This window comes from Acinetobacter rongchengensis (assembly GCF_003611475.1).
Classification (GTDB): Bacteria; Pseudomonadota; Gammaproteobacteria; order Pseudomonadales; family Moraxellaceae; genus Acinetobacter; species Acinetobacter rongchengensis.
Genome location: NZ_RAXT01000010.1, coordinates 1 through 23,881, shown reverse-complemented (window position 1 = coordinate 23,881; position 23,881 = coordinate 1). Strand labels below are relative to the sequence as shown.

General features: G+C 36.9%; 20 protein-coding genes and 1 pseudogene. 13 read left to right on the top strand and 8 right to left on the bottom strand.

Features of this window, described 5'->3' with window-relative positions; all coding sequences use genetic code 11:
- Positions 1-119: 119 nt before the first annotated feature.
- Positions 120-950 (bottom strand): PhzF family phenazine biosynthesis protein, encoded by an 831-nt coding sequence (locus D7V20_RS07230; RefSeq protein ID WP_120383640.1) that lies wholly within the window; start codon positions 948-950, stop codon positions 120-122.
- A gap of 244 nt (positions 951-1,194) precedes the next feature.
- Here D7V20_RS07230 and D7V20_RS07225 point away from each other — a divergent pair, with 244 nt between their 5' ends.
- Entirely contained in the window at positions 1,195-1,479 is a 285-nt protein-coding gene (locus D7V20_RS07225) for a hypothetical protein (RefSeq protein WP_089604696.1), read from the top strand.
- 133 nt (positions 1,480-1,612) lie between these two features.
- Here D7V20_RS07225 and D7V20_RS07220 read toward each other — a convergent pair whose 3' ends face one another.
- The gene (locus tag D7V20_RS07220) at positions 1,613-3,004 is read right to left on the bottom strand and encodes an L-cystine transporter (RefSeq protein ID WP_120383639.1); all 1,392 of its coding nucleotides are present in this window, start codon (positions 3,002-3,004) and stop codon (positions 1,613-1,615) included.
- A 199-nt stretch (positions 3,005-3,203) separates the two neighbouring features.
- Between D7V20_RS07220 and D7V20_RS07215 the strand changes: the two genes are divergently transcribed.
- The gene (locus D7V20_RS07215; RefSeq protein ID WP_120383638.1) at positions 3,204-3,785 is read left to right on the top strand and encodes a flavin reductase family protein; all 582 of its coding nucleotides are present in this window, start codon (positions 3,204-3,206) and stop codon (positions 3,783-3,785) included.
- A 119-nt stretch (positions 3,786-3,904) separates the two neighbouring features.
- Positions 3,905-5,083: a YbfB/YjiJ family MFS transporter gene (locus D7V20_RS07210; RefSeq protein WP_120383637.1), complete on the top strand. Its 1,179-nt coding sequence runs from the start codon at positions 3,905-3,907 to the stop codon at positions 5,081-5,083.
- Positions 5,084-5,266: 183 nt separating this feature from the next.
- On the opposite strand, the gene D7V20_RS07205 is transcribed toward D7V20_RS07210, so the two are convergent.
- Both D7V20_RS07205 and icd read right to left on the bottom strand, forming a co-directional pair.
- On the bottom strand, positions 5,267-5,617 hold the full coding sequence (locus tag D7V20_RS07205) for a DUF4124 domain-containing protein (protein WP_120383636.1): 351 nt from the start codon (positions 5,615-5,617) through the stop codon (positions 5,267-5,269).
- A gap of 465 nt (positions 5,618-6,082) precedes the next feature.
- Entirely contained in the window at positions 6,083-7,339 is a 1,257-nt protein-coding gene (icd, locus tag D7V20_RS07200) for an NADP-dependent isocitrate dehydrogenase (protein WP_120383635.1), read from the bottom strand.
- A gap of 197 nt (positions 7,340-7,536) precedes the next feature.
- Here icd and D7V20_RS07195 point away from each other — a divergent pair, with 197 nt between their 5' ends.
- Positions 7,537-8,325 carry a pseudouridine synthase gene (locus D7V20_RS07195; RefSeq protein WP_120383634.1) on the top strand — a complete coding sequence of 263 codons (789 nt, stop codon included), beginning with the start codon at positions 7,537-7,539 and terminating at the stop codon, positions 8,323-8,325.
- A gap of 224 nt (positions 8,326-8,549) precedes the next feature.
- Positions 8,550-8,936 (top strand): carboxymuconolactone decarboxylase family protein, encoded by a 387-nt coding sequence (locus tag D7V20_RS07190; RefSeq protein WP_068975262.1) that lies wholly within the window; start codon positions 8,550-8,552, stop codon positions 8,934-8,936.
- A 64-nt stretch (positions 8,937-9,000) separates the two neighbouring features.
- Here the strand turns inward: D7V20_RS07190 and D7V20_RS07185 are convergent, their stop codons facing one another.
- Positions 9,001-9,255, bottom strand: coding sequence for a hypothetical protein (locus D7V20_RS07185; RefSeq protein ID WP_120383633.1), 255 nt, complete (start codon positions 9,253-9,255; stop codon positions 9,001-9,003).
- Positions 9,256-9,497: 242 nt separating this feature from the next.
- Between D7V20_RS07185 and D7V20_RS07180 the strand changes: the two genes are divergently transcribed.
- Together D7V20_RS07180 and D7V20_RS07175 are read left to right on the top strand one after the other, a co-directional pair.
- Complete coding sequence (locus D7V20_RS07180) at positions 9,498-10,010, top strand: tetratricopeptide repeat protein (protein WP_120383632.1); 513 nt, start codon at positions 9,498-9,500, stop codon at positions 10,008-10,010.
- 217 nt (positions 10,011-10,227) lie between these two features.
- On the top strand, positions 10,228-11,532 hold the full coding sequence (locus D7V20_RS07175) for a DUF1254 domain-containing protein (RefSeq protein ID WP_120383631.1): 1,305 nt from the start codon (positions 10,228-10,230) through the stop codon (positions 11,530-11,532).
- Between the two features lie 194 nt (positions 11,533-11,726).
- On the opposite strand, the gene D7V20_RS07170 is transcribed toward D7V20_RS07175, so the two are convergent.
- Both D7V20_RS07170 and D7V20_RS07165 read right to left on the bottom strand, forming a co-directional pair.
- The gene (locus D7V20_RS07170) at positions 11,727-12,683 is read right to left on the bottom strand and encodes a DUF4424 family protein (RefSeq protein ID WP_120383630.1); all 957 of its coding nucleotides are present in this window, start codon (positions 12,681-12,683) and stop codon (positions 11,727-11,729) included.
- 4 nt (positions 12,684-12,687) lie between these two features.
- Complete coding sequence (locus tag D7V20_RS07165) at positions 12,688-13,239, bottom strand: hypothetical protein (RefSeq protein WP_120383629.1); 552 nt, start codon at positions 13,237-13,239, stop codon at positions 12,688-12,690.
- Positions 13,240-13,597: 358 nt separating this feature from the next.
- Between D7V20_RS07165 and ahcY the strand changes: the two genes are divergently transcribed.
- From ahcY to D7V20_RS07135, 6 genes are all read left to right on the top strand, one after another.
- Positions 13,598-14,980, top strand: a complete 1,383-nt coding sequence (ahcY, locus tag D7V20_RS07160) for an adenosylhomocysteinase (RefSeq protein WP_120383628.1) — start codon at positions 13,598-13,600, stop codon at positions 14,978-14,980.
- A 120-nt stretch (positions 14,981-15,100) separates the two neighbouring features.
- Positions 15,101-15,937, top strand: coding sequence for a methylenetetrahydrofolate reductase [NAD(P)H] (metF, locus tag D7V20_RS07155; protein WP_120383627.1), 837 nt, complete (start codon positions 15,101-15,103; stop codon positions 15,935-15,937).
- Between the two features lie 29 nt (positions 15,938-15,966).
- Positions 15,967-16,683, top strand: a complete 717-nt coding sequence (locus tag D7V20_RS07150; RefSeq protein ID WP_120383626.1) for a 16S rRNA (uracil(1498)-N(3))-methyltransferase — start codon at positions 15,967-15,969, stop codon at positions 16,681-16,683.
- A 158-nt stretch (positions 16,684-16,841) separates the two neighbouring features.
- Positions 16,842-19,703 (top strand): EAL domain-containing protein, encoded by a 2,862-nt coding sequence (locus D7V20_RS07145; protein WP_120383697.1) that lies wholly within the window; start codon positions 16,842-16,844, stop codon positions 19,701-19,703.
- A gap of 142 nt (positions 19,704-19,845) precedes the next feature.
- Positions 19,846-22,116, top strand: coding sequence for an NADP-dependent malic enzyme (locus tag D7V20_RS07140; RefSeq protein WP_120383625.1), 2,271 nt, complete (start codon positions 19,846-19,848; stop codon positions 22,114-22,116).
- A gap of 113 nt (positions 22,117-22,229) precedes the next feature.
- A complete protein-coding gene (locus D7V20_RS07135) occupies positions 22,230-23,471 on the top strand; it encodes a multifunctional CCA addition/repair protein (RefSeq protein ID WP_120383624.1) in 1,242 nt (413 codons plus the stop codon).
- A 155-nt stretch (positions 23,472-23,626) separates the two neighbouring features.
- Here the strand turns inward: D7V20_RS07135 and D7V20_RS07130 are convergent.
- A pseudogene (locus D7V20_RS07130) lies at positions 23,627-23,881 on the bottom strand (hypothetical protein); the annotation flags it as partial.

Below are 23,881 nucleotides of genomic sequence, written 5' to 3'. Positions count from 1 at the left end.
TATATGTCATTCATCTTAAAAAATCCTGAACAGAATAAACAGTAAAGTTTTGAAAAAATAGCCGTTTATTTCAACGGCTTTTGTAATCATTAGAGATGTAGCTTGGATTTGAAATATGTTTAAAGTGAAATCTCAGCCTGCATATACAACTTTGCATAACCTGAAATTTCAATACGATCTTCTGATTCAATCTTACAAAAAAGCTCCCCGCCACGCGCTGAAGCTTGATAACCAACCAATTGATCTTTGTTTAATTTCTCTGCCCATAACGGCGCTAAACCCGTATGCATCGAACCTGTAACAGGATCTTCGTTAATCCCTTTATGCGGTGCGAAATAACGTGCGACATAATCATAGTCATCAGATTCAGCCGTAATCGTCACATCTAAACCTTCGTGGTAGGCAGTAATAGCCGTACTCACTTTATGCTCATCTGCAATCATTTGAATATGAACAAGGTTAGGTATTGCATCAATTACATCTTGTGCTGAATGACAAACTAAAATAAACGCTTGTGCGTTGGCATAAACTTCTTTAAATGGTTTATCAATCACATGATTAAGCAATTCAGGATAATCTGTGAGTTTTTGAGCTTTTCGAATTGGAAAATTCATTTGAATTTTGCCATCATCTGCTTGATGGATCGTGAAAATACCTAAATTTTTAACATGAAATTGTATCTTTTTAGCCTTGGTAAAATCTTTAAACAAAACAAAAGCTGATGCCAAAGTTGCATGCCCACAGAAATCAACTTCAACTTTTGGGGTAAACCAACGAATTTGGTAATTTTCATCATCGATTCGTTTTACAAAAGCCGTTTCAGCCAAATTATTTTCCAAAGCAATATTTTGCATCAACTCATCATCAAGCCATTGATCCAGTACGAGCACTGCAGCGGGATTACCTTTAAATAATTGTTGTGTAAAAGCATCAACTTGGTACATTTTCATTGTCAAAACTCCTGATTTTTGTTGATTCTAAGCGAAATAAAAAATGATGACAGATACAATCTCTGTTTTTAAATGGGTACAGAACAATAATTCAACAATTTTCCTTATTGATCGATATAATATTTATTTTGAATAAGCTTTTTTAAGACAATTTAGCTGAGCAATCAAACTAAACCAACACCTTTAACCCAAAATAAATAGGAGATGATCTGTGAAAATAACAAATCTACTCATTGGCTGTTGTATGCTTTTCTCTCCTTTGGCTCAAGCAGATGATACCACTTGGACTGCTGGCTCATCACATGTGGGTACTGTCACTGTACCAATTGAAAATGGCCCAAATGTGGTTTGGAAATGTGATGGTACGACCTGTCGCTTAACTGGTCCTTGGGGAAAAGAGCTTTCTATAGACTCATGTCAAAATTTAGTGATACGTGTAGGAAAAATTAGCTTCTATAAAAACTCTGCGGGAAAAATTTGGACAAAAAACTCTGCTGAGTTAAAAGAATGTAACCAAGTCGCCGATTAAAAAATGAATTTAAGAAACAAATAAAGTCAGCTTCTTATTTATGGTTTGAATATTGAATAAGTTGCTGACTTTTTGTTGACCACATCATAATCGAAAATGTGGTCACAATTAAATTTTTTGGATGGATTGAAAATTATCGGTTTGATAATTCTAAATTTTCATCACTTAATAAAATCGATTTATCGGTTTGCCCCATCAATTGGCTGGTCACGACACCTGCGGTCATTGAACCATCTACGTTTAAAGCAGTACGTCCCATATCAATTAATGGCTCGATTGAAATCAGCAATGCCACCAAAGTTACAGGTAAACCCATAATCGGCAACACGATAAGTGCAGCAAAAGTTGCTCCACCACCTACGCCCGCCACACCAATTGAACTCAGCGTAACAACACAAACCAGCGTCAAAATCCAAACGGGATCAAGCGGATTAATACCAACTGTTGGTGCAACCATTACCGCTAACATCGCAGGATATAAACCCGCACAGCCATTTTGACCAATGGTGGTACCAAATGAAGCTGAAAAACTTGCAATCGATTCAGGCACACCCAAACGGCGAGTCTGCGCTTCAATATTTAATGGAATACTGGCTGCACTCGAACGGCTGGTAAATGCAAATGTAAGAACTGGTAACACCTTTTTAAAGAAGCGCAACGGATTGACACCTGCCAGTAGCAATACCAGTGCATGTACCAAAAACATCATTGCTAAACCGAGATATGATGCAACAAGGAAGCCTCCTAGATTGACGATATCCGCCACTTTAGAGCTTGCAACAACTTTAGTGATTAAAGCAAAAACACCATACGGCGTTAATGTCATCACCAAGCGTACCAATTTCATGACCCAAGCTTGCAATGTTTCAATTGCGATAATGATTCGTTGCCCTTTCTCAACATCAGTTTTGATTAAATTAATCCCCGCCATGCCTAATAATGTTGCGAAAATCACCACACTAATAATTGAAGTAGGATGCGCACCCGTTAATTCTGTAAATGGGTTGGTTGGAATAAAAGATAGCAAAAAGTCAGGAACACTTAGATCGGTCACTTTACCAATATAATCCGTTTGTATTGCTTCAAGTCGTGCAGTTTCTTGGGTTCCTTGTACCAAACCCGCAGCACTCAGACCAAATAAATTGGTGACAAATACACCGACTAATGCCGCAATAAAAGTAGTGATCAGCAATGTACCTATACTAAAAATACTGATTTTACCCAATGATGATGCATCATGCAGTTTAATCACTGCACCTAAAATGGATACCAATACCAATGGCATAACCACCATTTGCAACAATTTGACATAACCATTTCCAACAATATTAAACCATTGAATCGATTCGTCTAAAATTGCAGTGTTGGCACCATAAACCAAATGTAACCCTAAACCAAATACCACCCCTAGACATAAACCTGCAAAAACTTTTTTCGCCAAACTCCAGTCGGTTTTTCGTGTTTGCATGAGTAATATGATTAAGGCAATGAATATAACAATATTCAAAATAAGTGGATAATTCATCTGAGTTCCAAAAGTTTTGATCTGGTTATTATAAGCATAATGGTCGTTATTCAACAGTCTTTAGCATTTTTTGCGATTTACGTGATGTTTTTTATCTCTTTATAAACAAGAATAAAAACAAAATCTTATTGCTTTCATATCTAAATTGAATAAGCTTTTCTAAATAAAGACTATAGCATTTTAAAATCTAGGTTATTGAATGAACACACATATTAAATCTGTAGAACTTGCAAAAGCATATCGCCTTCTCAATCATGGGCCAACAGTGCTTGTTTCAGCCCAATATGAACATGAAGAAAATGTTATGACGGCTGCATGGGCATGCGCACTAGAGCTTGTTCCTGCTAAAGTTTCGGTTGTCTTAGACAAAAGTACGAAAACACGAAAATTAGTGGAAAAATCAGGTTATTTCATCTTACAAGTTCCGACCTTAAAACAACTTAAGTTGGTACAGCAACTTGGCTCAATCAGTCAGTTCAATGATCCAGAAAAATTAACACACTGCCATACCTCATTATTTCAATTTGAAGGTTTTGATTTGCCAGCTGTTGAAGGCTGCGCCGCATGGTTAATCTGTGAATTAATTCCAGAACCACACAATCAACAAGCCCATGATTTATTTATTGCTAAGGTTGTTGCTGCCTATGCAGATGATCGCGTCTTTCGTGATGGACATTGGTACTACCATGAAGCACCTGCTGAATGGAAAAGCTTACATCATGTTGCAGGCGGTCACTATTACACCATTGGCGATGCGGTTGATGCGAATATTTTAGAATAATCTTGGGTTGATTCACTGTTCAATATTCACAAAATAAATAACGAGAATTATTTGTGATTTCTTCAAATCCTGATTAAGGTCATTGCACTGAAACATAAATCATCAGTATCGAGAATTGAATGTTTTCAAATAAGGTCAAACTTAGCCTATTTCTATGTCTTAGCATGTGTTTGGGTATTGGTATCTTAAGGTTTTCATATACAGCACTGCTGCCTACAACACGCCTAGCTTATGAATGGTCAACTCAATTTTCCAGTATTCTCGGTAGCGCAAACTTACTTGGTTATTTAATCGGTGCTTTTTGGGCAATGAAATTGCCACAAAACCCAAGCATGTCAAAATTTATATTAAGTGCAGCATTTGCAGGTAGCATCAGCTTATTAAGTTGTGCATTTTCAGACTTTTCAGCGTCTTGGTATATATTTTGGCGAGTAATTTCAGGTGTCAGTGGTGGTTTATTGATGATTCTTGCACCCAGCGTGGTCGCCCAATGCAGCATTCCTGAAGAACGCTTAACGATTAACTTTATTGGTTTTAGTGGAATCGGCATAGGCGTTTTACTTGCAACATTATTCCTACCCTATTTAGACCGCATCTCAACCCAATCCGCATGGCTAATTTTATTCGGTTTTGCTTTATTGATTAGCCTTATTTTGATGTATTTACTCAAAATATTTCAAAGTCATCTCAGCAATCTCCCGTCAAATACCCATGCATTGACTACAGTTAATGGTATGTACTTCAGCTTGCTGATTGTCTATGCATCCAGTGCTTTTGCTTATGTACCACACTCACTCTTTTGGATTGATTATTTAAAAAATACATTACATTTAAATCTTTATCATATTAATTTTAATTGGATTTTATATGGTTCAGGTAGTGCATTAGGTGCAATCAGTGCCTATATATTGGCACGGAAACTCGGTCATTTCACTGCATTGAAAATATTATATAGCCTTTACGTAGGTGCTATTTTCATTGCGATTTTCCAGTTTAATCCAATCCTCACCTACATCTCTTCCTTTTTGACTGGTTTGCTCAATCCTGCTGTTGTCTTTTTAACGTCTTATACCATCATGCATCTATACGGTCTTGCCTATAAAAAACTATGGAGTTTCGCCACATTATCTTTTGCGATAACTCAATTGATCGGTGGACTATGTTTTAGTGGATTACAGCATTTAGGCGTTTCGTATCATCAACAATTTATTCTTGCTTCAGTTGTATTGGGTTTAGGAACACTACAATTTTTTATTTATGCACAAATAAAACAAGCCGATCCAAATTCACAACTTTAATTAAAGTTTAGTACAAGAATTAAAGTTTAGTACAAGCCAAGTATAATATTCAGATGTAATGCTAATTAAAATAAAGATCCGCAACCACCTTTTTGAATATTTAATTCCTAGATGAGGGTTTTAAATGAAACATCTGAATATTATTGAACACTAACTTAAGTCCTGGCATAACGCTTTGAAACTTTAACGATCTTTTGTCATTTTATAAGCATCTTGGGCAATCGCCATACTTTTTTTCTTCCCTTCAACTGTATCTGGAATCTCGTTTGACGTTCCATTACCTGACTTACGTTGCAAATGTTGCTGCTGAGAATAGCGGCTAGAAACATCAGGCGCTTTTTGTTTAACATCTTGATTTGCTGTTCTTTGTGTAAGCTGTTTTTGATATTGCTGCTGAGGATTGGGAATAACTTTTCCTGCACATGGTCTAGATTGATAAGTCACTGTACCCTTATTGACACATTTATGAACGTCACCCGCTTCCGCAGTGATCGTAATTCCTAAGAATACAAAAATCATCAAACTCGCTTTCATCGTTATACTCCTTTTAAGCGCGTCTAAAATATCAACAAATGATTAAAATAGCCATTGACGCTAGAGTTTTTATATCGAGACATTTTAAAACTTACCACAAATGGATAAATATGACTGTTTTTGCCATTTCTGACACGATTTTGTCATTTAACTTATATCGCTAAATCTGTGGTTTACTCACTGATTTACCCACTATTAATATTGAGATAGGTCTTAAAATAAATAAACTGAACCAGATCATTCAGAGCACGATAAGTAAAATAAAAATCGCAACCCAAACTGTATTATAAAAATAATTATTTGTTAGCCTTAATCACCTTAAGACATTATCTCTAATAAACTAAACACTTTAAACCAACCACCAAATCCTAATATCTTATTATTTAACTTAGATTTGAATAAAAATCATTACTCATGAAAAAGCCCGCAATCAATACGGGCTTCAGAATATGAATGATATAAAAATTATTTATCCATATTGGCAATAATGGCTTGACCAAACTCAGAACAACGAAGCAATGTTGCACCTGGCATCAAACGTTCAAAGTCGTAAGTAACGGTTTTTGCTTCAATCGCACCCGATATACCTTCAATGATCAAATCAGCCGCTTCTGTCCATCCCATATCACGTAACATCATTTCAGCAGATAAAATAATTGAACCTGGGTTTACTTTATCCTGACCTGCATATTTAGGTGCTGTACCATGTGTCGCTTCATAAACAGCAATTGCACCACCAATATTTGCACCAGGTGCAATACCAATCCCACCGACTTCTGCGGCAAGTGCATCAGAAATATAGTCACCATTGAGGTTAAGTGTTGCAATGACAGAATAGTCAGCAGGTCGCATCAAAATTTGTTGTAAAAATGCATCGGCAATCACATCCTTGATAATAATATCTTTACCCGTTTTAGGGTTTTTAATTTTAACCCAAGGACCACCATCAATCAGTTCACCACCAAAGCGGTCAATCGCAAGTTCATAGCCCCACTCTTTGAACGCACCTTCGGTATATTTCATAATATTGCCTTTATGAACCAAGGTCACACTAGGCTTATCATTATCAATTGCAAATTGAATTGCTTTACGAACTAAACGTTGAGTCCCTTCTTTAGATACTGGTTTGATACCAATACCACAATTATCTTCAAAACGGATTTTGGTTACGCCCATTTCTTCTTTTAGGAATTTGATGACTTTTTTAGCTTCTGGAGAATCCGCCTTCCATTCAATCCCTGCATAAATATCTTCTGAGTTTTCACGGAAGATCACCATATCCGTCAGTTCAGGGTGTTGAACGGGCGAAGGTACACCTTCAAACCAACGTACTGGGCGTACGCATACATAAAGATCAAGTTCTTGGCGTAATGCAACGTTCAATGAACGAATACCACCACCCACAGGTGTCGTTAATGGGCCTTTAATAGAAACAACAAACTCGCGAAGTGCTTCAAAGGTTTCCTCAGGCATATAACTGCCATAAATTTTGTCTGCTTTTTCACCGCAATAGACTTCCATCCATTCGATCGAACGTTTGCCACCGTATGCTTTTTGAACCGCAGCATCGACTACAGCTTTCATTGCTGGTGTAATATCTACACCAATACCATCACCTTCAATGAAAGGAATAATTGGATGATTTGGAACATTCAATGACAAATCTGCATTCACAGTAATTTTGCTACCATCTGCAGGTACGATGATCTTCTGATAACCCATTGTGCAAGCACTCCCTTTTATTATAATTGGAAAATCCAAAAAAAATTGTCAATTGACAATACTTTCAACGCTTCTTAACGCATAATAGTGTAATTGAATTCCAGTGTTTTTGAGATTTATACGGGGAATAACAACATTTCTCAATTAAATAAAGCTCAATGTTCTCCTATATTATGTAATTACAGAAGTCATTTTTTATGAAAATTGTCATTCTTAATAAGCCTTATGACGTTCTCTCCCAATTCCGAAAAGACGAAGCACATATGACGATATCTGACTTCGTTGATGACCCAACCTTGCGTTTGGCTGGTCGTCTTGATATGGACTCTGAAGGTTTAGTCTTTTTAACTGATCATGGTGGCTTAAACCAATACATCACCAATCCAGCGAACAAGAAATTTAAGACTTATTTGGTACAACTCGATGGCGATATCACTGAAGAGGCTTTAGAGCAGCTTCGCAAAGGCGTCGAGCTAAAAGATGGTATGACCCTACCTGCGACGGCGATTAAGGTTGAACAACCTGAATGGTTATGGGACCGTGATCCACCCGTTCGTTTTCGTGCCAATATTCCAACATCATGGGTAGAAATTTCTATTTGTGAAGGACGTAACCGTCAAGTACGTCGTATGACTTCTGCTGTCGGCTTTCCAACTTTACGTTTAATTCGCACTAAAATCGGGGCTATCGATCTTGTCAGATTAGGCTTACAACCGGGCGAAAGCAAAGAAATTGAACCTTTGCTGTATCCTGACTTTCAAAATGTACCTGCTGAAGAACCTTATCGTTCACGTTCTTATGTGAAAAAACCGGGGGGTACAGGTGGTAAACCCATGGTACGCAAGAATAAAGATGGTTCAGTAAAGAAGTCTGGAACGAAACGTATCTGGCAAATGGATGAAAGTGAAAAACCACGTCGTAAGACCAATGGTACAACACGTCCAAATACCAAAGCTCCACGTGGTCGTGGACGTAATGGTCGTTAAGAATTTATTGTAAATCAATGCTCAATTTGCTGAGCTTTTATTCACAATATTTCCTCATCCTAAAATAGTTGAAAAGATTTTCAAATAAATGCCCGATGAAATTCATTGGGCATTTTTCTTTTTGCATAAATTCAATTTAGACTATATTCCCCTACGAATCTGCGAAATTCAGATATAAACTGTACGCACATCCTCATTGATATTGATCATTTTAGAGAAACAATATGTCACAACAAGATTATGAAAATGGATTAAAAGTTCGTACCGAAGTGATGGGCGAAAGTTTTGTAAAACGCGCGCAAGACAACACTGTTCCATTTACACAACCGTTACAAGATTGGATTAATGAACATGCTTGGGGCTCTACATGGCAGCGTGAAGGCGTTTTACCACGTAAATATCGCTCATTGATCACCATTGCATTTTTAACAGCACAAAAAAGCCCAACTGAGCTAAAAGGCCATGTCCGTGGTGCTTTAAACAATGGCGCGACTGTTGAAGAAATTCAAGAAGTCTTACTTCACAGCTTACCGTATTGTGGTGCGCCTGCAACTCAGGAAGCTTTTCGTGCTGCGCTTGAAGTCATTAATGAGTATCAGAAAGCTGAATAAACCTTGAAAAGCTATGCATAAATATGTTTATAAAGTCTGATCTTTCAGGCTTTATAAATTTAAATTAATTCCAAAACACATCAAAACGATAAAAAGATTCATCTACTTCAAAACGGACCTGATAACCCAAATGCGTTAATTCAGCAGAAAGCGCATGTATACCCTCTAACGGTAAATGTTTAGGTAAAACGGTACATACAGCGGTATTGCCTTGCTTTGCATTCTCTTCGATCAATTGAGCCAAACGTACTTTATATAACTCAATATTGAGGTTTGAATGTTCAACCAATCGTTTCGCTTCAGATGCAGAAATAAACATAGCTGAATTCCTAATCATGTTCTTTATAAAATATAAAGAAAATGACAAAGGCTATGTATCTTTTCTGTTCAATAAAAATCAATAAAAAAACAAGATCGTTTTAGCAACATCGAACAAGGTGATTCATTCCCAAAAAATCTATTCAATTAAGTTATAATCAAGCAAGCCACCCTGTATATTGGCTTATTTTTGAGTTACTTCTTCCTTATTTTTAAATCGTCACTTTGTTTAGCGGAATGTTTATGTCTAAGCCTCTTTCAATCCCTGCAGAATTGTTAAACCGTGCTGCCATGGGCAATTCCAATGCACAATTTGAACTTGCAGAAATATATATGCAAAGTGAAGATGAACAAGACAATCAACTGGCTGAAGAATGGGCGCTCAAAGCGGCACAATTGGGTCATGTAGAAGCAATGTATTGGCTTGGTGAAGGTTATCATGCTTATGCAAAAGATTTGCTCGAAGACGATCCTGATGAAGCAAAAGTTTGGTTTGAACATGCACATCGTTGGTTAGAGCAAGCTGTAAAACATCGACATCCTGCCGCAATTTTAGAATTATCTAATTTTTATCGTCGTGGTGATGTTGTTGAAAAAGATGTAGCAAAGTCTGTAGAGATGGTTATCCAAGCTGCCGAACTCGGTGAAGTACAAGCCATGCGAGATTTAGTGTGTATTTATGAACATGGTTTGGGTGTCGATATCGATGAAGCCAAAGCTGACTTTTGGGCAGAAAAAGCTAAAGCTGGCGAATGACCTAAAATAATCCTCTTTAAAGCCAATAGAAATGCAATACTATTCGACTAAATTACGAGACTTAAAATATCTATTGGCTTAAAAATAAATTTTAACAATTTTCATAAAGATATACAGCAATATTGATATTGTAAAAACAGAGTTTACAGTAAAAAAGCCACTACGTTTTTTGTAAAAAATGGACAATAATAATACTTTATAAAACCAAGGTGACACTATGAAAAGAACAGTACTTTTACCACTTATGATGCTTGGAACAATAAGCACTTTATCAAATGCAGCCATTCCAGATAAGGTAGCCGAAGATGCTTACCTTTATGGTTATTCGATTGACGAAGCATATAAATTTTTCTATGAAACAGCGGTTGAAACCAATACGCCCTTAAATCGTTTCCAAAATATTCGTCACATTGCAGATGATACATATACGGCTCATCCAACGATTAATAACGATACTCTGCATTTAATGGGTTGGTTAGATGTAGGTGCTGAACCTGTAATTGTCAGTATTCCAGATTTCGACGCAGGCCGTTATTGGATTTTGCATACCATGGATATGGGACATTACACGACGGCTATGCTCGGTGCTAGAACCCGTGGTACAAAAGGCGGACGTTTTATGTTTGCACTAAAATCATGGAAAGGCACAGTACCAGATAGTGTAGATGAAGTGATTTATGTTGAATCTGATTTGCAGAAAATGATGGGTCGTATTATGGCGACCAACAAAGAAGATGAGAAAAAAGCACTGAATTATATGGATCAATGGAACATTCGTACCTTGTCTGAATATTTGGGTGTAGCTGGACCAAAACAAAAAGAAAGAACTTATCCAAATCCAGCAAATACTTCTTGGGTTCAACGTGTCAACTTTATGCTATGTGAAGGCACAATGGCAGAAGCAGATAAGAAATGGGTGAGCCAATATAAAGCCATGGGAATTGCTCCATGTAACTATACGCTTACTCCAGAGCAACTTGCTGCTGCCAAAGTTGGTGAAAAACTAGGCATGCAACATATTAAAGACCTTGCGCCGAAAATGTCCAATGCAGGTAAATTATTAGGTACACGCGAGCAACTTGGAAATGCACAGCGTGATTTATTTGCAGAAGGAACCTATTTAGGTCAGTGGGGCTTACCGCCTGATGAAACCGTTTATTTAAAAACTGATGTAGGTTCAGATGGTAAAAATATTAATGGTTCAAATGGTAAGAAATACAAAATTCACTTCAAAGCACCTGAAGTGAGCCAATTCTGGTCATTTACAATTTATGGTTCTGACAATCGACTCATGGCACATAATGAAATGAACCGTCATAGTCGTGGTGATCGTACACTTAAACCAGATGCAGATGGCATGTATACGATTGACTTAAGTTCAGATGAAAAAGCGAATGCGAATAATCCGAATTTCTTACCAATTCCGAACAAAGACTGTTATGTCATTCTAAGAATGTATGGTCCAACTAAGGACATTCAGGAAGGTAAATATCCAATGCCAGTAGTACAAGTGGTAAAATAATTCCTTTCAACAACAAGGCACCTTTCGAGGTGTCTTGTTGCTAAATAAACTCTTCAAAAATATAGAACTGCCAAACCAAATTTGATCTAGTGCAAGTTAAATATCTTCCCCCAATCTTGTTAAGACTTTCTCTTGTTCTTAAATTTTTTAAATAAGAATGGCCAGCGCCATCTATAAAACTGGATGTTTATATACTAGCTCTCACGTAAATGTACAAAAATCACATCTAAATTCTGTTGAGGAACAAAGTTTTTCTCGACCATTTGAAATTGGGTCGAACTGATTTTTTTCACATCACCTTTCCAACAAAAAGAAACCAATTCATTCGGTTCACGTTGAATCGTGAGTTTGAAATTCTGAATCGGTTTTGCCCAATTTGCACCTGTGGTTAAAATATAACTCAATGCACTAAATGGCGCATGTTCAGATTGTGCTCTTTTTAAACCTTTCTTGAAATTTTGATTCATACAAAATTGTTGATTATATTCATCAGGATAAAGTGAAACAGAACCGCCAACCAAGGGTTGGTATTGATGTGACACTTGAGTGATGGTGTTGGCTTTAAAGGTCTGCTGCCAACTATAAATCACCTGCGATTGCCAACGAATGACGTCTTCATCCTGAATAGCCAATAATTGTTGAATTTTTGGATTTTTACATGCTCGAATTTTTTGTTGGGTCTGAGGATGAGTATCCTCTTGCTGCCATGGTTGCATGAGCTCTTGTTCTGTTAATCCACAATCTAACAATGTTGTTGTGACATCTGCCTGAAAATCACCATCATTGATATATTGATTTTCATTACTCGGTAAAAATGCACGAACATGAGTTTTCGGTTTAAGTGCTTTACCATTCACAGTCACTCTAAAACTATCAATCAATCCTTTAACATCTGCATAATCATACTCAATATAATTCTGCACTTTTGGCAGTGGGAACAAAACTGTTTCTGTAATATCTCGCTGACTTAGATTTTTAAAGTGATAATCGACTTTAATCTTCTCTTTGCTAATGAATAAGTCTTCACTTTGCATCGCAATATTTTTGTTTTTTAAGTATTCAATACCACCCGTACCGACATAGCCTGTGGAGTCGTTGGCAATAGCAGAGGATGCAACACAAATTGAAGCGATAAAGTATATTATTTTCATTAATTTAGTCCAAATCAGCAAATTCAATCGATTGATAACGTTGAGCATAAATTGACTCATCAACAATAACATTTTCGGAAATTTCATTCATTATTTGCTTCTGAAAAATAATTTCTTGTTCTAAAACTTGGTTCCAATATGTCTGATCATCTGAAAAATTTTCATAATAATCGAGTACTTCAATAATACCGCTCAATAGTGCAAGTAAATTTTTGGATTTATTCTGATTCGATACCATCATCAAAAAAGCATCCAGCGTAATGACTTGTATTGCTTCCAGCGCTTCATAATCATCTGAATATTCATCAATCTCAGCATTGGCGAGTTTAATTTGGCCTTGATAATATGCTAAATTTTCTTGGTCTATATCATTAAACAATTGATTATTATCAATATGAATATGATAATACTGTTCAATCGTCTGATAAAAATGAGGTAATTTTTGATAAAAACCAAACACTGCTTTCACTAAACTTTTACGTTGCGTTAACGAAGCTTGTTCTATTGCATGTTTTAGAGCAAAAGTATGCTGGTCAATAATTTGTACAATATTCATAAACGATATACTCCAAAACTCATTCCAATAACTTCATGAATAGGGATGATCCTCACTCATTTCATTAAAGTCCTTGCCACAACTAGAATTTAACAGATTCTTTCTATTTTTGAGTTGACAACACAACTCGTCATTCACCTTAATTGATAGGTTTTTATACAATCGAGATTGGAACAAAATCAAAATATCGGTACAATACTGCTCAGTCGAGGGATGCTGCGACTTTTTCACAGGCACATAAATGTGAAATCGCTAGGCTCGACGATTCGGTTAAAATTTCTGTTCATACTGGTTTTAATCAACAACGGCATCCGCGAACTGAATGATCAATTATTTTTTATTAATAAAGGAGATCGTGATGAACGCGGTTAATGCTTCATTTACAGATTATAAAGTTGCTGATATTTCCCTAGCTGACTACGGTCGTAAAGAAATCAAACTTGCTGAAGCAGAAATGCCAGCTTTGATGGGTTTACGTAAACGCTATGCTGCTGCTAAACCACTTGCAGGTGCTAAAATCCTTGGTTGTATTCATATGACCATTCAAACTGCTGTACTTATTGAAACTCTGGTTGAATTAGGTGCAGAAGTTCGTTGGACTTCATGTAACATTTTCTCTACTCAAGACCATGCTGCGGCTGCAATTGCTGCTTCAGGTATTCCTGTTTTTGCATGGAAAGGCGAAACCGAAGAAGAATACATGTGGTGTCTTGAACAACAAATCAATGTCAATGGCACGCCTTGGGATGCCAACATGATTTTGGATGATGGCGGTGATTTAACTGCACTTGTCCATGAAAAATACCCAGAAGTTATTGCAAAAATCCACGGTATCACTGAAGAAACAACCACAGGTGTTCAACGTCTTTATGAAATGCATCGTGATGGTACGTTAAAAGTTCCTGCGATTAACGTCAACGACTCTGTGACTAAATCTAAAAACGACAACAAATATGGTTGCCGTCATTCATTAAATGATGCGATCAAACGTGGTACAGATATGCTTTTATCTGGTCGTCGTGCACTTGTCATCGGTTATGGAGATGTGGGTAAAGGTTCTGCTCAATCTCTTCGCCAAGAAGGCATGATTGTTCGTGTCACTGAAATCGACCCTATCTGTGCGATGCAAGCCTGCATGGACGGATACGAAGTTGTTTCTCCGTACAAAAATGGTGTTCAAACAGGTAACAAAGAAGACATCAACTTAAATCTTCTTCAAAATACTGACTTGATCGTAACCACGACTGGTAACTACCACGTATGTGACGCTGCGATGTTAGATACCTTAAAAGCGGGTTCTGTCGTATGTAATATTGGTCACTTCGATACTGAAATTGATACCAATTATTTACGTGGTTACAAGTGGGTTGAAGTTAAACCTCAAGTCCACCAAGTGTACCGTACAGAAAACGAAAATGATTATTTAATCTTACTTTCTGAAGGTCGTTTAGTGAACTTAGGTAATGCAACAGGTCACCCTTCACGAGTTATGGATGGTTCTTTTGCAAACCAAGTTTTGGGGCAAATGCATTTATTCGCTGAGAAATTTGCGGATTTACCAGAAGCACAAAAACAAGCATCAATTCGCGTAGAACTACTTCCGAAGAAATTAGACGAAGAAGTTGCTGCTGCAATGGTTGCAGGTTTTGGTGGTGTACTTACTCAATTGACTCCAGAACAAGCGGATTACCTTGGTGTAGCTGTTGAAGGTCCATTTAAATCTGAGACTTATAAATACTAAGTTTTAATCTACCCTTCCTCATTTTACCTTCTCCCGAGGGAGAAGATACCTAGGCTCCCTCTCCTTCTAGGAGAGGGTCAGGGAGAGGTCAAAAAATAGTACTATAAAAAGGATTTCATCATGACCAAACGTGTTCCAATTTCGTTTGAGTTTTTCCCAACTAAGACAGATGCTGGTGCGGAAAAACTTAAAATTGTTCATCAAGAATTACAATTGCTCAATCCTGAATTTTTCTCAGTGACGTATGGTGCAGGTGGTTCTACACGTGAACGCACACTTGCAGCAATTGCAGACTTTAACGGCAAAGGTACGCCTGTAGCCCCGCACCTTTCATGTATTGGGGATGATAAAGTTCGTATTGCAGAATTACTTGATTTGTATAAAGCACAAGGGATTGACCGTATTGTCGCACTCCGTGGTGACTTACCTTCAGGACAAGTTGGATTAGGTGAGTTACCTTATGCCACTGATCTTGTGCGTTTTATTCGTGAACATTCAGGTGATCACTTTAAAATTGAAGTCGCTGCATATCCTGAAATGCATCCTCAAGCTGAAAACTTCGATGCGGACATTAAACATTTCGCTGAAAAAGTAAAAGCGGGTGCAAATGCTGCAATTACTCAATTCTTTTTTAATCCAGATGCCTATTTCTATTTTGTAGATCGTATTCAGAAACAGGGGATTGATATCCCTGTTGCTCCGGGAATCATGCCTATTACCAATGCAAGCAACTTAATTCGTTTTGCTGATGGTACAGGTGCAGAAATTCCACGCTGGATTCGTAAGCAACTTGCTACTTATGGCGATGATTCCGCCAGCATCAAAGCATTTGGGCATGAAGTTGTCGTCAAACTATGTGAACGCCTGATTGCTGGTGGTGCACCAAGTTTGCACTTCTACACGATGAACCATACAGAACCAAACCGTCAACTTATACTTGACCTTGGTTTAGCATAATTTCAAACCCATAACTTGAGTAAAATTGAATGCCCCGTTTTTATATCGAAACTGATTTAACTGTCGATGTGAATATCCAACTCACTGAAACAGTATTTCATCATTGGGTTAAGGTTTTACGTGCGCAAGTGGGTGAAAAAGCCACTTTGTTCAATGGACAAGGTGGTGAATATGCTGCAGAACTCATTGAAATTTCAAAAAAATCTGCAACTGTTAAAATCACGGACTTTAATCCAGATAATCGGACTCCTGCTTTTACGGCCGTATTGGGCCAAGTGATGAGCAAGGGGGATCGTATGGATTATGCGATTCAAAAAGCCGTTGAGTTAGGCGTATCAGAAATTCAACTACTCACTTCTGAACGTTGTGAAATGCGTTTAAAATATGATCGTGATCAAAAAAAGATTGATCATTGGCAAGGTATTGTCATTGCAGCCTGTGAACAATGTGGCATGAATATTGTTCCCAAAATACGAGCCCCTCTCTCTTTGCAAGAATGGTTAAAAACTGATTTACCACCATCACGTTTAGTTTTAGCACCCAATAAAGAAAATATGAATCCACTTGAAGCAATCACTCATCATCTTGCCCTTTTAATTGGACCCGAAGGTGGATTATCAGAGCAAGAAATTGTCGATGCCAATGGTTATGGCTTTAAAAATTGGTGTATTGGTAATCGCGTTTTACGGACTGAAACAGCACCTGTTGTTGCATTATCAATTTTGAATCACACAATTGAAAAATAGTGACCTATTTATTAAAAAATTATTGCAATTGTGATTGATACACAGTATTTTACATTAAAAGTATTCGTTTTTTTATTCAATTAAAATACAAAACAATTATGCTTTTTTGAATTACTTTTAGTTAGATATTATTCAAATGAAATAAGGTGCAGCAGCAAATGATGGATGTTCAGGATGAGCTTCTTTCGCAAAGCATGAATGCATTACAAGTCAAAAGTATAGCAGATCATATGCAAATTTTTCTTGCATGGGTCTTGTTTGCAAGTTTTTTTGATATTTTTATTTATTACTTATATTTCAATGATTATTCAAACTATTTAAACAACTGGTTTTTTGTTTTAATCGGTATTATTACGACCATGATTTTATCGATTTCATATTTGAAAAAAAATCAGATTGAAACCAATAACGATAAAATCGATGCGCTATTTCAATTCTTTTGTCTTGTGATTGGCACAACCCTAGGTATTGGTATATGCATCATTTATTACTTTCTAAAAATTGAAAATTCAGAACTCGATCACACTCAGGTTATTGTTTTATCAGGTTTATTACTCAGCATTACCTATGTCATAGCACTCACTTACTTGGTGGAGCGCTTTAGCTATTTTCTTTGCATATTTTTACCTTCTGCACTTCCTGCGATTTGTGCACAATTACTGTTTCTCCATGATGCATTTTACTTTTATAGCATTATCACAACCTTATGGTTTTCAACAATTTTTATTAGTGCATTAATGTCAAGTAGAATGCATAATCGTTTGAAAATATTAAACAACAACAACACGATATTAATTGAGCAATCAAAACGTCATTTAAATGAGTCTAAAGAACTACAGACACAACTTAAAAAAGAGTTTAATCGAACTGAAGAAATTAAAAATGAGTTACAGCTCAATAATCAATTACTGGAACAAAAAGTTAAAGAAAGGGTAAATGATCTTAAACAAATTAATGATCGTTTAGAAAATCATCAAGCAAATTTAGATTTTGCCCATGAAACAGCAGGAATTAATTCATGGATTTGGGATATCGAAAAAAGAACTTTTGAAATTGCGAAAGCAAATAACGAAGTTGAATTTAGACAGATGAATTTAAAACACTCCAATAATATTTCTGAGTTTATTCATCCTGATGATCTTAGCCATTATAAATCTATCCTGATAAACCATATCAAAGGTAAAACGGATCGTTTTGAAGCCATTTATAGAATTAAAAAAAATGACCAATGGTGTTGGATTCAAGATATTGGTCGAGTCATTGTTCGCAAGACCAACAATAAACCCCTGAGAATGGTGGGTATTCACCGTAATATTCAGAAAGAAAAGTCTGACCAAGAAAAACTAAAACTTGCTGCAAATGTTTTTAAGCATGTAGCTGAGGGTATTTTCGTCTTAGATAGTAATTTATGTTACCTTGAGGTCAACCAATTTTTTGAAAAATTATTGGGCTATAAGCAAGAAGATGTCATTGGCCATCATTTATTTGATATTACTGTCAATAATGACCCATATGCTTCAAAAACTTATACAAAAATGACGAAGCAACTCATTGAAACTGGTGAGTTTGATTCCGAATTACAAATCGAATTTACTTCTGGTAAAAAACTTGTTCTTTGGATTCATATCAATGTGATCCATGATGAAAAGAACAAAGTTGTAAACTATGTTGGTATTATTACTGACTTAACAGACCGGAAAAAACAAGAACGCAAACTATCTTATTTAAAACATTACGATATCTTAACGGACTTACCTAACCGTTTTTATTTCAAGCAACAATTGCACAATTACCTGACTGATTATTCTAATTTATTTAAACATTTTGCTGTATTACGAATTAATATTGATCGTTTTAAAGCCTTCAATGATTCTCTAAGTCAGAAACATGGTGATGAGTTATTAAAGAAAGTCGCACAAAGATTAAGACTGTGTTGTGCAAATGCTTCACTGACTGCATATTTAAACAATGATGATTTTGCTGTGATCTATAATTTAAGCAGTGGTAATATTCCAATTCATCAGCAAACGCAAAGTATTTTACAAGCCTTTAAACATCCATTTGAAGTGAATGGGCAAGACCAAACCATTACCATTTCAATTGGTGTCGCATTATTTCCTGAGCATGGCTTGCATTTAGACAGCTTAGATGGACATGCTGAGTTTGCTTTGGATGAAGCAAAACGCTTGGGTGGCGATACCGTTAAATTCTATTCAAACTCAAAAATTCCTATTCTGAGTCAAGGTATTAACCTTGAGAATGAGCTTAGAAAAGCAATTAAAGAGCGTCATTTATCGGTAAATTACCAGCCTAAAATCTGTATTCAGACCAATCGAATTTACGGTTTTGAAGCGCTTGTGCGTTGGCAACACCCTACACTTGGTTATATTGCACCTGATATCTTTATTCCTTTAGCTGAAGAAACCAATTTAATTTCTGACATTGGTCTGATTGTTTTAAACGAAACTTGCAAACAGATACATCAGTGGCAAGCACTTGGATTTGATCACTTCAGAGTGTCAATCAACATTGTTGCTCAACAAATCCACCGTGGGCATTTGGTTGAAGACATTGATTATGCACTCAAAAAATATAATATTTCTGGGGATATGTTAGAACTTGAACTCACTGAATCTTCTTTATTGGATAAATCAGAGCAAGTCGACCAACTATTGCTACAATTAAAAGATCGTCATATTTCGATTTCCTTAGATGATTTTGGTACTGGGTATTCATCTTTATCTTATCTCACCAGCTATCCTATTGATGTATTAAAGATTGATAAATCCTTTATTTCTAAAATTGGACGTGAAAAAGATGAAGCGATTGTGAATGCAATCATTGCGATGGGTACAGCAATTGGAATTACTTTAGTCGCTGAAGGTGTTGAAACAAAAGAACAAATTGATTTCTTAGAAAGACATGGCTGTTATATTTTACAAGGTTTTTATTTTTCTAAACCGCTTACTTCCGCTGAAAGTACACAATATTTAGAGCAGCATAAACTGATTACGATTTAACAAAGATTTTAGACATTTAATCTATAACTTGAATTGAAATATATACTTTTTAACTGTCGATAGTGCTCAACAAGTGGTATATTCGTTCATATTTAGCCAAAACGACCAGCCTCGCTGGAACATTGTAACAATCGAGACTCAAATGGACGATCAATCATTAAAACAGCAAGCTCTTTATTACCATGAATTTCCTACCCCAGGAAAAATTAGCGTTACACCAAGTAAACAACTGGTCAATCAACATGACTTAGCACTTGCCTACTCGCCAGGTGTTGCTGCTCCATGTTTGGAAATTGAAAAAGACCCATCTAAAGCAGCACTTTATACTGCGCGCGGAAACTTGGTTGCTGTGGTCAGTAATGGTACTGCTGTTTTAGGCTTAGGAAACATTGGTCCATTGGCTTCAAAGCCTGTAATGGAAGGAAAAGGCGTTTTATTTAAAAAATTCGCTGGTGTTGATGTATTCGATATTGAAATTGCTGAAAACGATCCAGATAAAATTGTTGATATCGTTGCAGCATTAGAGCCAACTTTTGGTGGTATCAATTTAGAAGACATTAAAGCACCTGAATGTTTTTACATTGAACAGAAACTTCGTGAACGCATGAAAATTCCTGTGTTCCATGATGACCAACACGGTACTTCAATCATTGTTGGCTCTGCACTATTAAATGCTTTGCAATTGAATGGCAAAAAAATTGACGAAATTAAAATCGTTGCTTCTGGTGCAGGTGCGGCTGCCCTTTCTTGCTTAGATTTGCTTTGTGCAATTGGCGCTAAAAAAGAAAACATCATTGTTGCAGACTCACGTGGTTTATTAACCACTCGCCGTGAAGGTTTGGATGAATCTAAGAAGCGTTATGTACAAGATATCGAAGGCAATCAACTTGCAGATGTGATTGCAGGTGCTGATATGTTCCTTGGACTTTCAGCTGCTGGCATCTTGACCAAAGAAATGGTTAAGGTTATGGCAAATGATCCAATCATTTTTGCATTGGCGAATCCAGATCCTGAAATTTTACCTGAACATGCACATGAAGTTCGTAATGATGTCATTATGGCGACGGGTCGTTCAGACTATCCAAACCAAGTGAATAATGCACTGTGCTTCCCTTATATCTTCCGTGGCGCTTTAGATGTTGGTGCGACAACCATCAATGAAGAAATGAAGATTGCTTGTGTACATGCGATTGCACGTATGGCGCATGTTGAAGCAGATGCAGCGTCTTATGGTGAAAAATCAGCATCATTTGGTCGTGATTATTTAATTCCACGCCCTCTTGACCAACGCTTAATTCTTGAAATTGCACCTGCGGTTGCGCAAGCTGCAATGGACTCTGGTGTTGCAAGCCGTCCAATTGAAGATTTCTCTGCATATCGTCAACGTTTATCTGAGTTTGTTTATAACTCTGCATTGATGATGAAACCAATTTTTGCGCAAGCAAAAACTGCGCCTAAACGTATTGCATATGCTGAAGGCGAAGATTTACGTGTATTACGCGCAGTTCAAATCGCAGTAGATGAAGGTTTGGCTATGCCAATCCTCGTTGGTCGTACTTCGGTGATCGAAGCGAACATCAAAAAATTAGGTCTGCGTTTAGAACATGGTGTAAACATCACGATCGTTGATCAAGAGAAAAATCCTGATTACGAGAAATTTGCTGATGATTATTACAACATCATGCAACGTAAAGGTGTAACACCTGAATATGCACAACGTGAATCACGTCGTCGTTCTACACTGATTGCAGCAATGCTCGTTCGTCATGGTTTAGCAGATGGTATGTTGTGTGGTACTTACTCAAGCTATGATATCCATTTAGATTTCGTAAGACATGTAATTGGTTTAAAAGAAGGTCGCAACAATTTCTTTACTTTGAATGCATTAATGCTCGAAGATCGCAATTTGTTTATTGCCGATACTTATGTCAACACCAATCCAACTGCTGAACAGCTTGCTGAGATGACGATTTTAGCTGCTGAAGAAGTACGTCGTTTCGGTATGACACCACGTGTTGCTTTGCTTTCTCATTCAAGCTTTGGTTCAGATCAAAATGATCCAAGTGCGCAAAAAATGCGTAAAGTTTTTGAAATCTTAACAGAGATTGCACCTGAGTTAGAAGTTGATGGTGAAATGCATGCAGATGCAGCACTTGATGAAAATATTCGTCATTTCGCATTCCCGAACTCACGCTTCAAAGGTTCTGCAAACTTGTTAATCATGCCAAACCTTGATGCTGCAAATATTTCATTCAACTTATTAAAATCTACATCGGGTAATAATGTGACCATTGGTCCAATCTTGCTCGGTGCAGCTAAACCAGTTCATATTTTGACCCCTACGACAACAACCCGTCGTTTAGTCAATATGACTGCATTAACAGTTGCAGAGATTCAACAAGCTCAAAGTTAGGCTTAGGACCAATTTGAGATAAATACTGTTAAAGTTTAGCAAATCGCTAGACTTCAACACTTGAGAAAACCTCTATTCTGTTGCATGATGGCATTAAGAATAGAGGTTTTTTCATGCAAGTTTATTTAGTAGGCGGTGCCGTCAGAGATCATTTACTCGGACATCCCTATCACGAAAAAGATTATGTTGTTGTAGGTGCTACCCCTGAACAACTTCTCGCCCAAGGTTATCAACCTGTTGGTAAAGATTTCCCTGTTTTTTTGCATCCCAAAACAAAAGAAGAATATGCACTTGCCCGTACTGAACGTAAATCAGGACATGGCTATCATGGTTTTGAGTTTTTCACTGATCCAAATGTAACGCTTGATGAAGATTTAATTCGCAGAGATTTAACCATCAATGCCATGGCAATGGATGAGTCTGGACAAGTCTTTGACCCTTATCATGGACAAGATGATTTAAACAATAAAATTCTTCGTCATGTTTCTGAAGCATTCGCAGAAGATCCTTTACGCGTATTACGTGTAGCTCGTTTTGCTGCTCGTTATGCTCAGTATGGTTTTACAATTGCAAGTGAAACTCTTGCTTTAATGCGTCAATTGACTGAATCAGGTGAGCTTCAAGCATTGACACCTGAACGTGTATGGAAAGAAACTTCTCGTGCTTTGATGGAAAATCATGCAGATGTTTATTTTGAAGTATTACGTGATTGTGGTGCACTAAAGGTCTTATTCCCTGAAATAGATGCTCTATTTGGTGTTCCACAACGCCCTGAATATCATCCTGAAATTGATTGTGGTATACATACTTTGATGTCTTTAAAACAAGCATGTAAAGCCAATTATTCTTTAGATGTACGTTTTGCAGTTTTAGTTCACGATTTAGGCAAAGCTTTAACGCCTAAGGAAGAATTGCCTCGTCATATCATGCATGAGGAACGTGGAATTCAACCAGTCACTGAAGTCTGTGATCGTTTAAAAGTTCCAACTCAGACCAAACAACTTGCTTTGGCTGTGTGCAAAGAGCATTTGAAATGTCATCAAGCTTTTACTTTAAAAGCAGGTACGGTGTGGCGCCTTTTACAACGTTTGGATGTACTACGTCGTCCAGAGCGTGTTGAAGCATTTATTCAGGCTTGTGAATGTGATGCTAAAGGTCGCTTAGGTCTAGAAAACCGTGAATATCCACAAGCCAATTATTTGTTGAGTGCAGTGAAAACTGTACGGACAATTAAAGCATCCGACTTACCACCAGATGTTCAAGGTTCTGATATTGGTGAGATGTTGATTCAAAAGCGCATTGAAGCGATTGCCCATTTAAAGCAAGAGTTAGGTCATCATAGTCATACAGTTTAAGTGAAAGCCTTCTCAAGGATGAAAAGGCTGCGTAAATTTAGGTTGTAGTTACAGGCTCTAGTTAAAACAAATTGAAGGATTCTTAGGGAGACGGTATCTCAAACCCGATCTGACTCTTACCCATTTTTTAGTATGTTATCAGATTAAATTTGAACTCATTTTTCAGCAAAATTTTTATCCCAACTTATCTCAATACGTCTATTTGTTTTACTAACTTTCTTAATTTTTGTACACACTACACTTTGGATTTCATTGGTATTACGTACATGTGTACCGCTACATGGTTGAATATCAATACTTTCAATTTCGATAAGGCGAATATGGTTATGATGACCCGTGGGTAAACTTTTTAATTTACTCTTCAAGTTTGAAGAATGATTCAATTCATCTTGGCTTATCAATTTAGATAC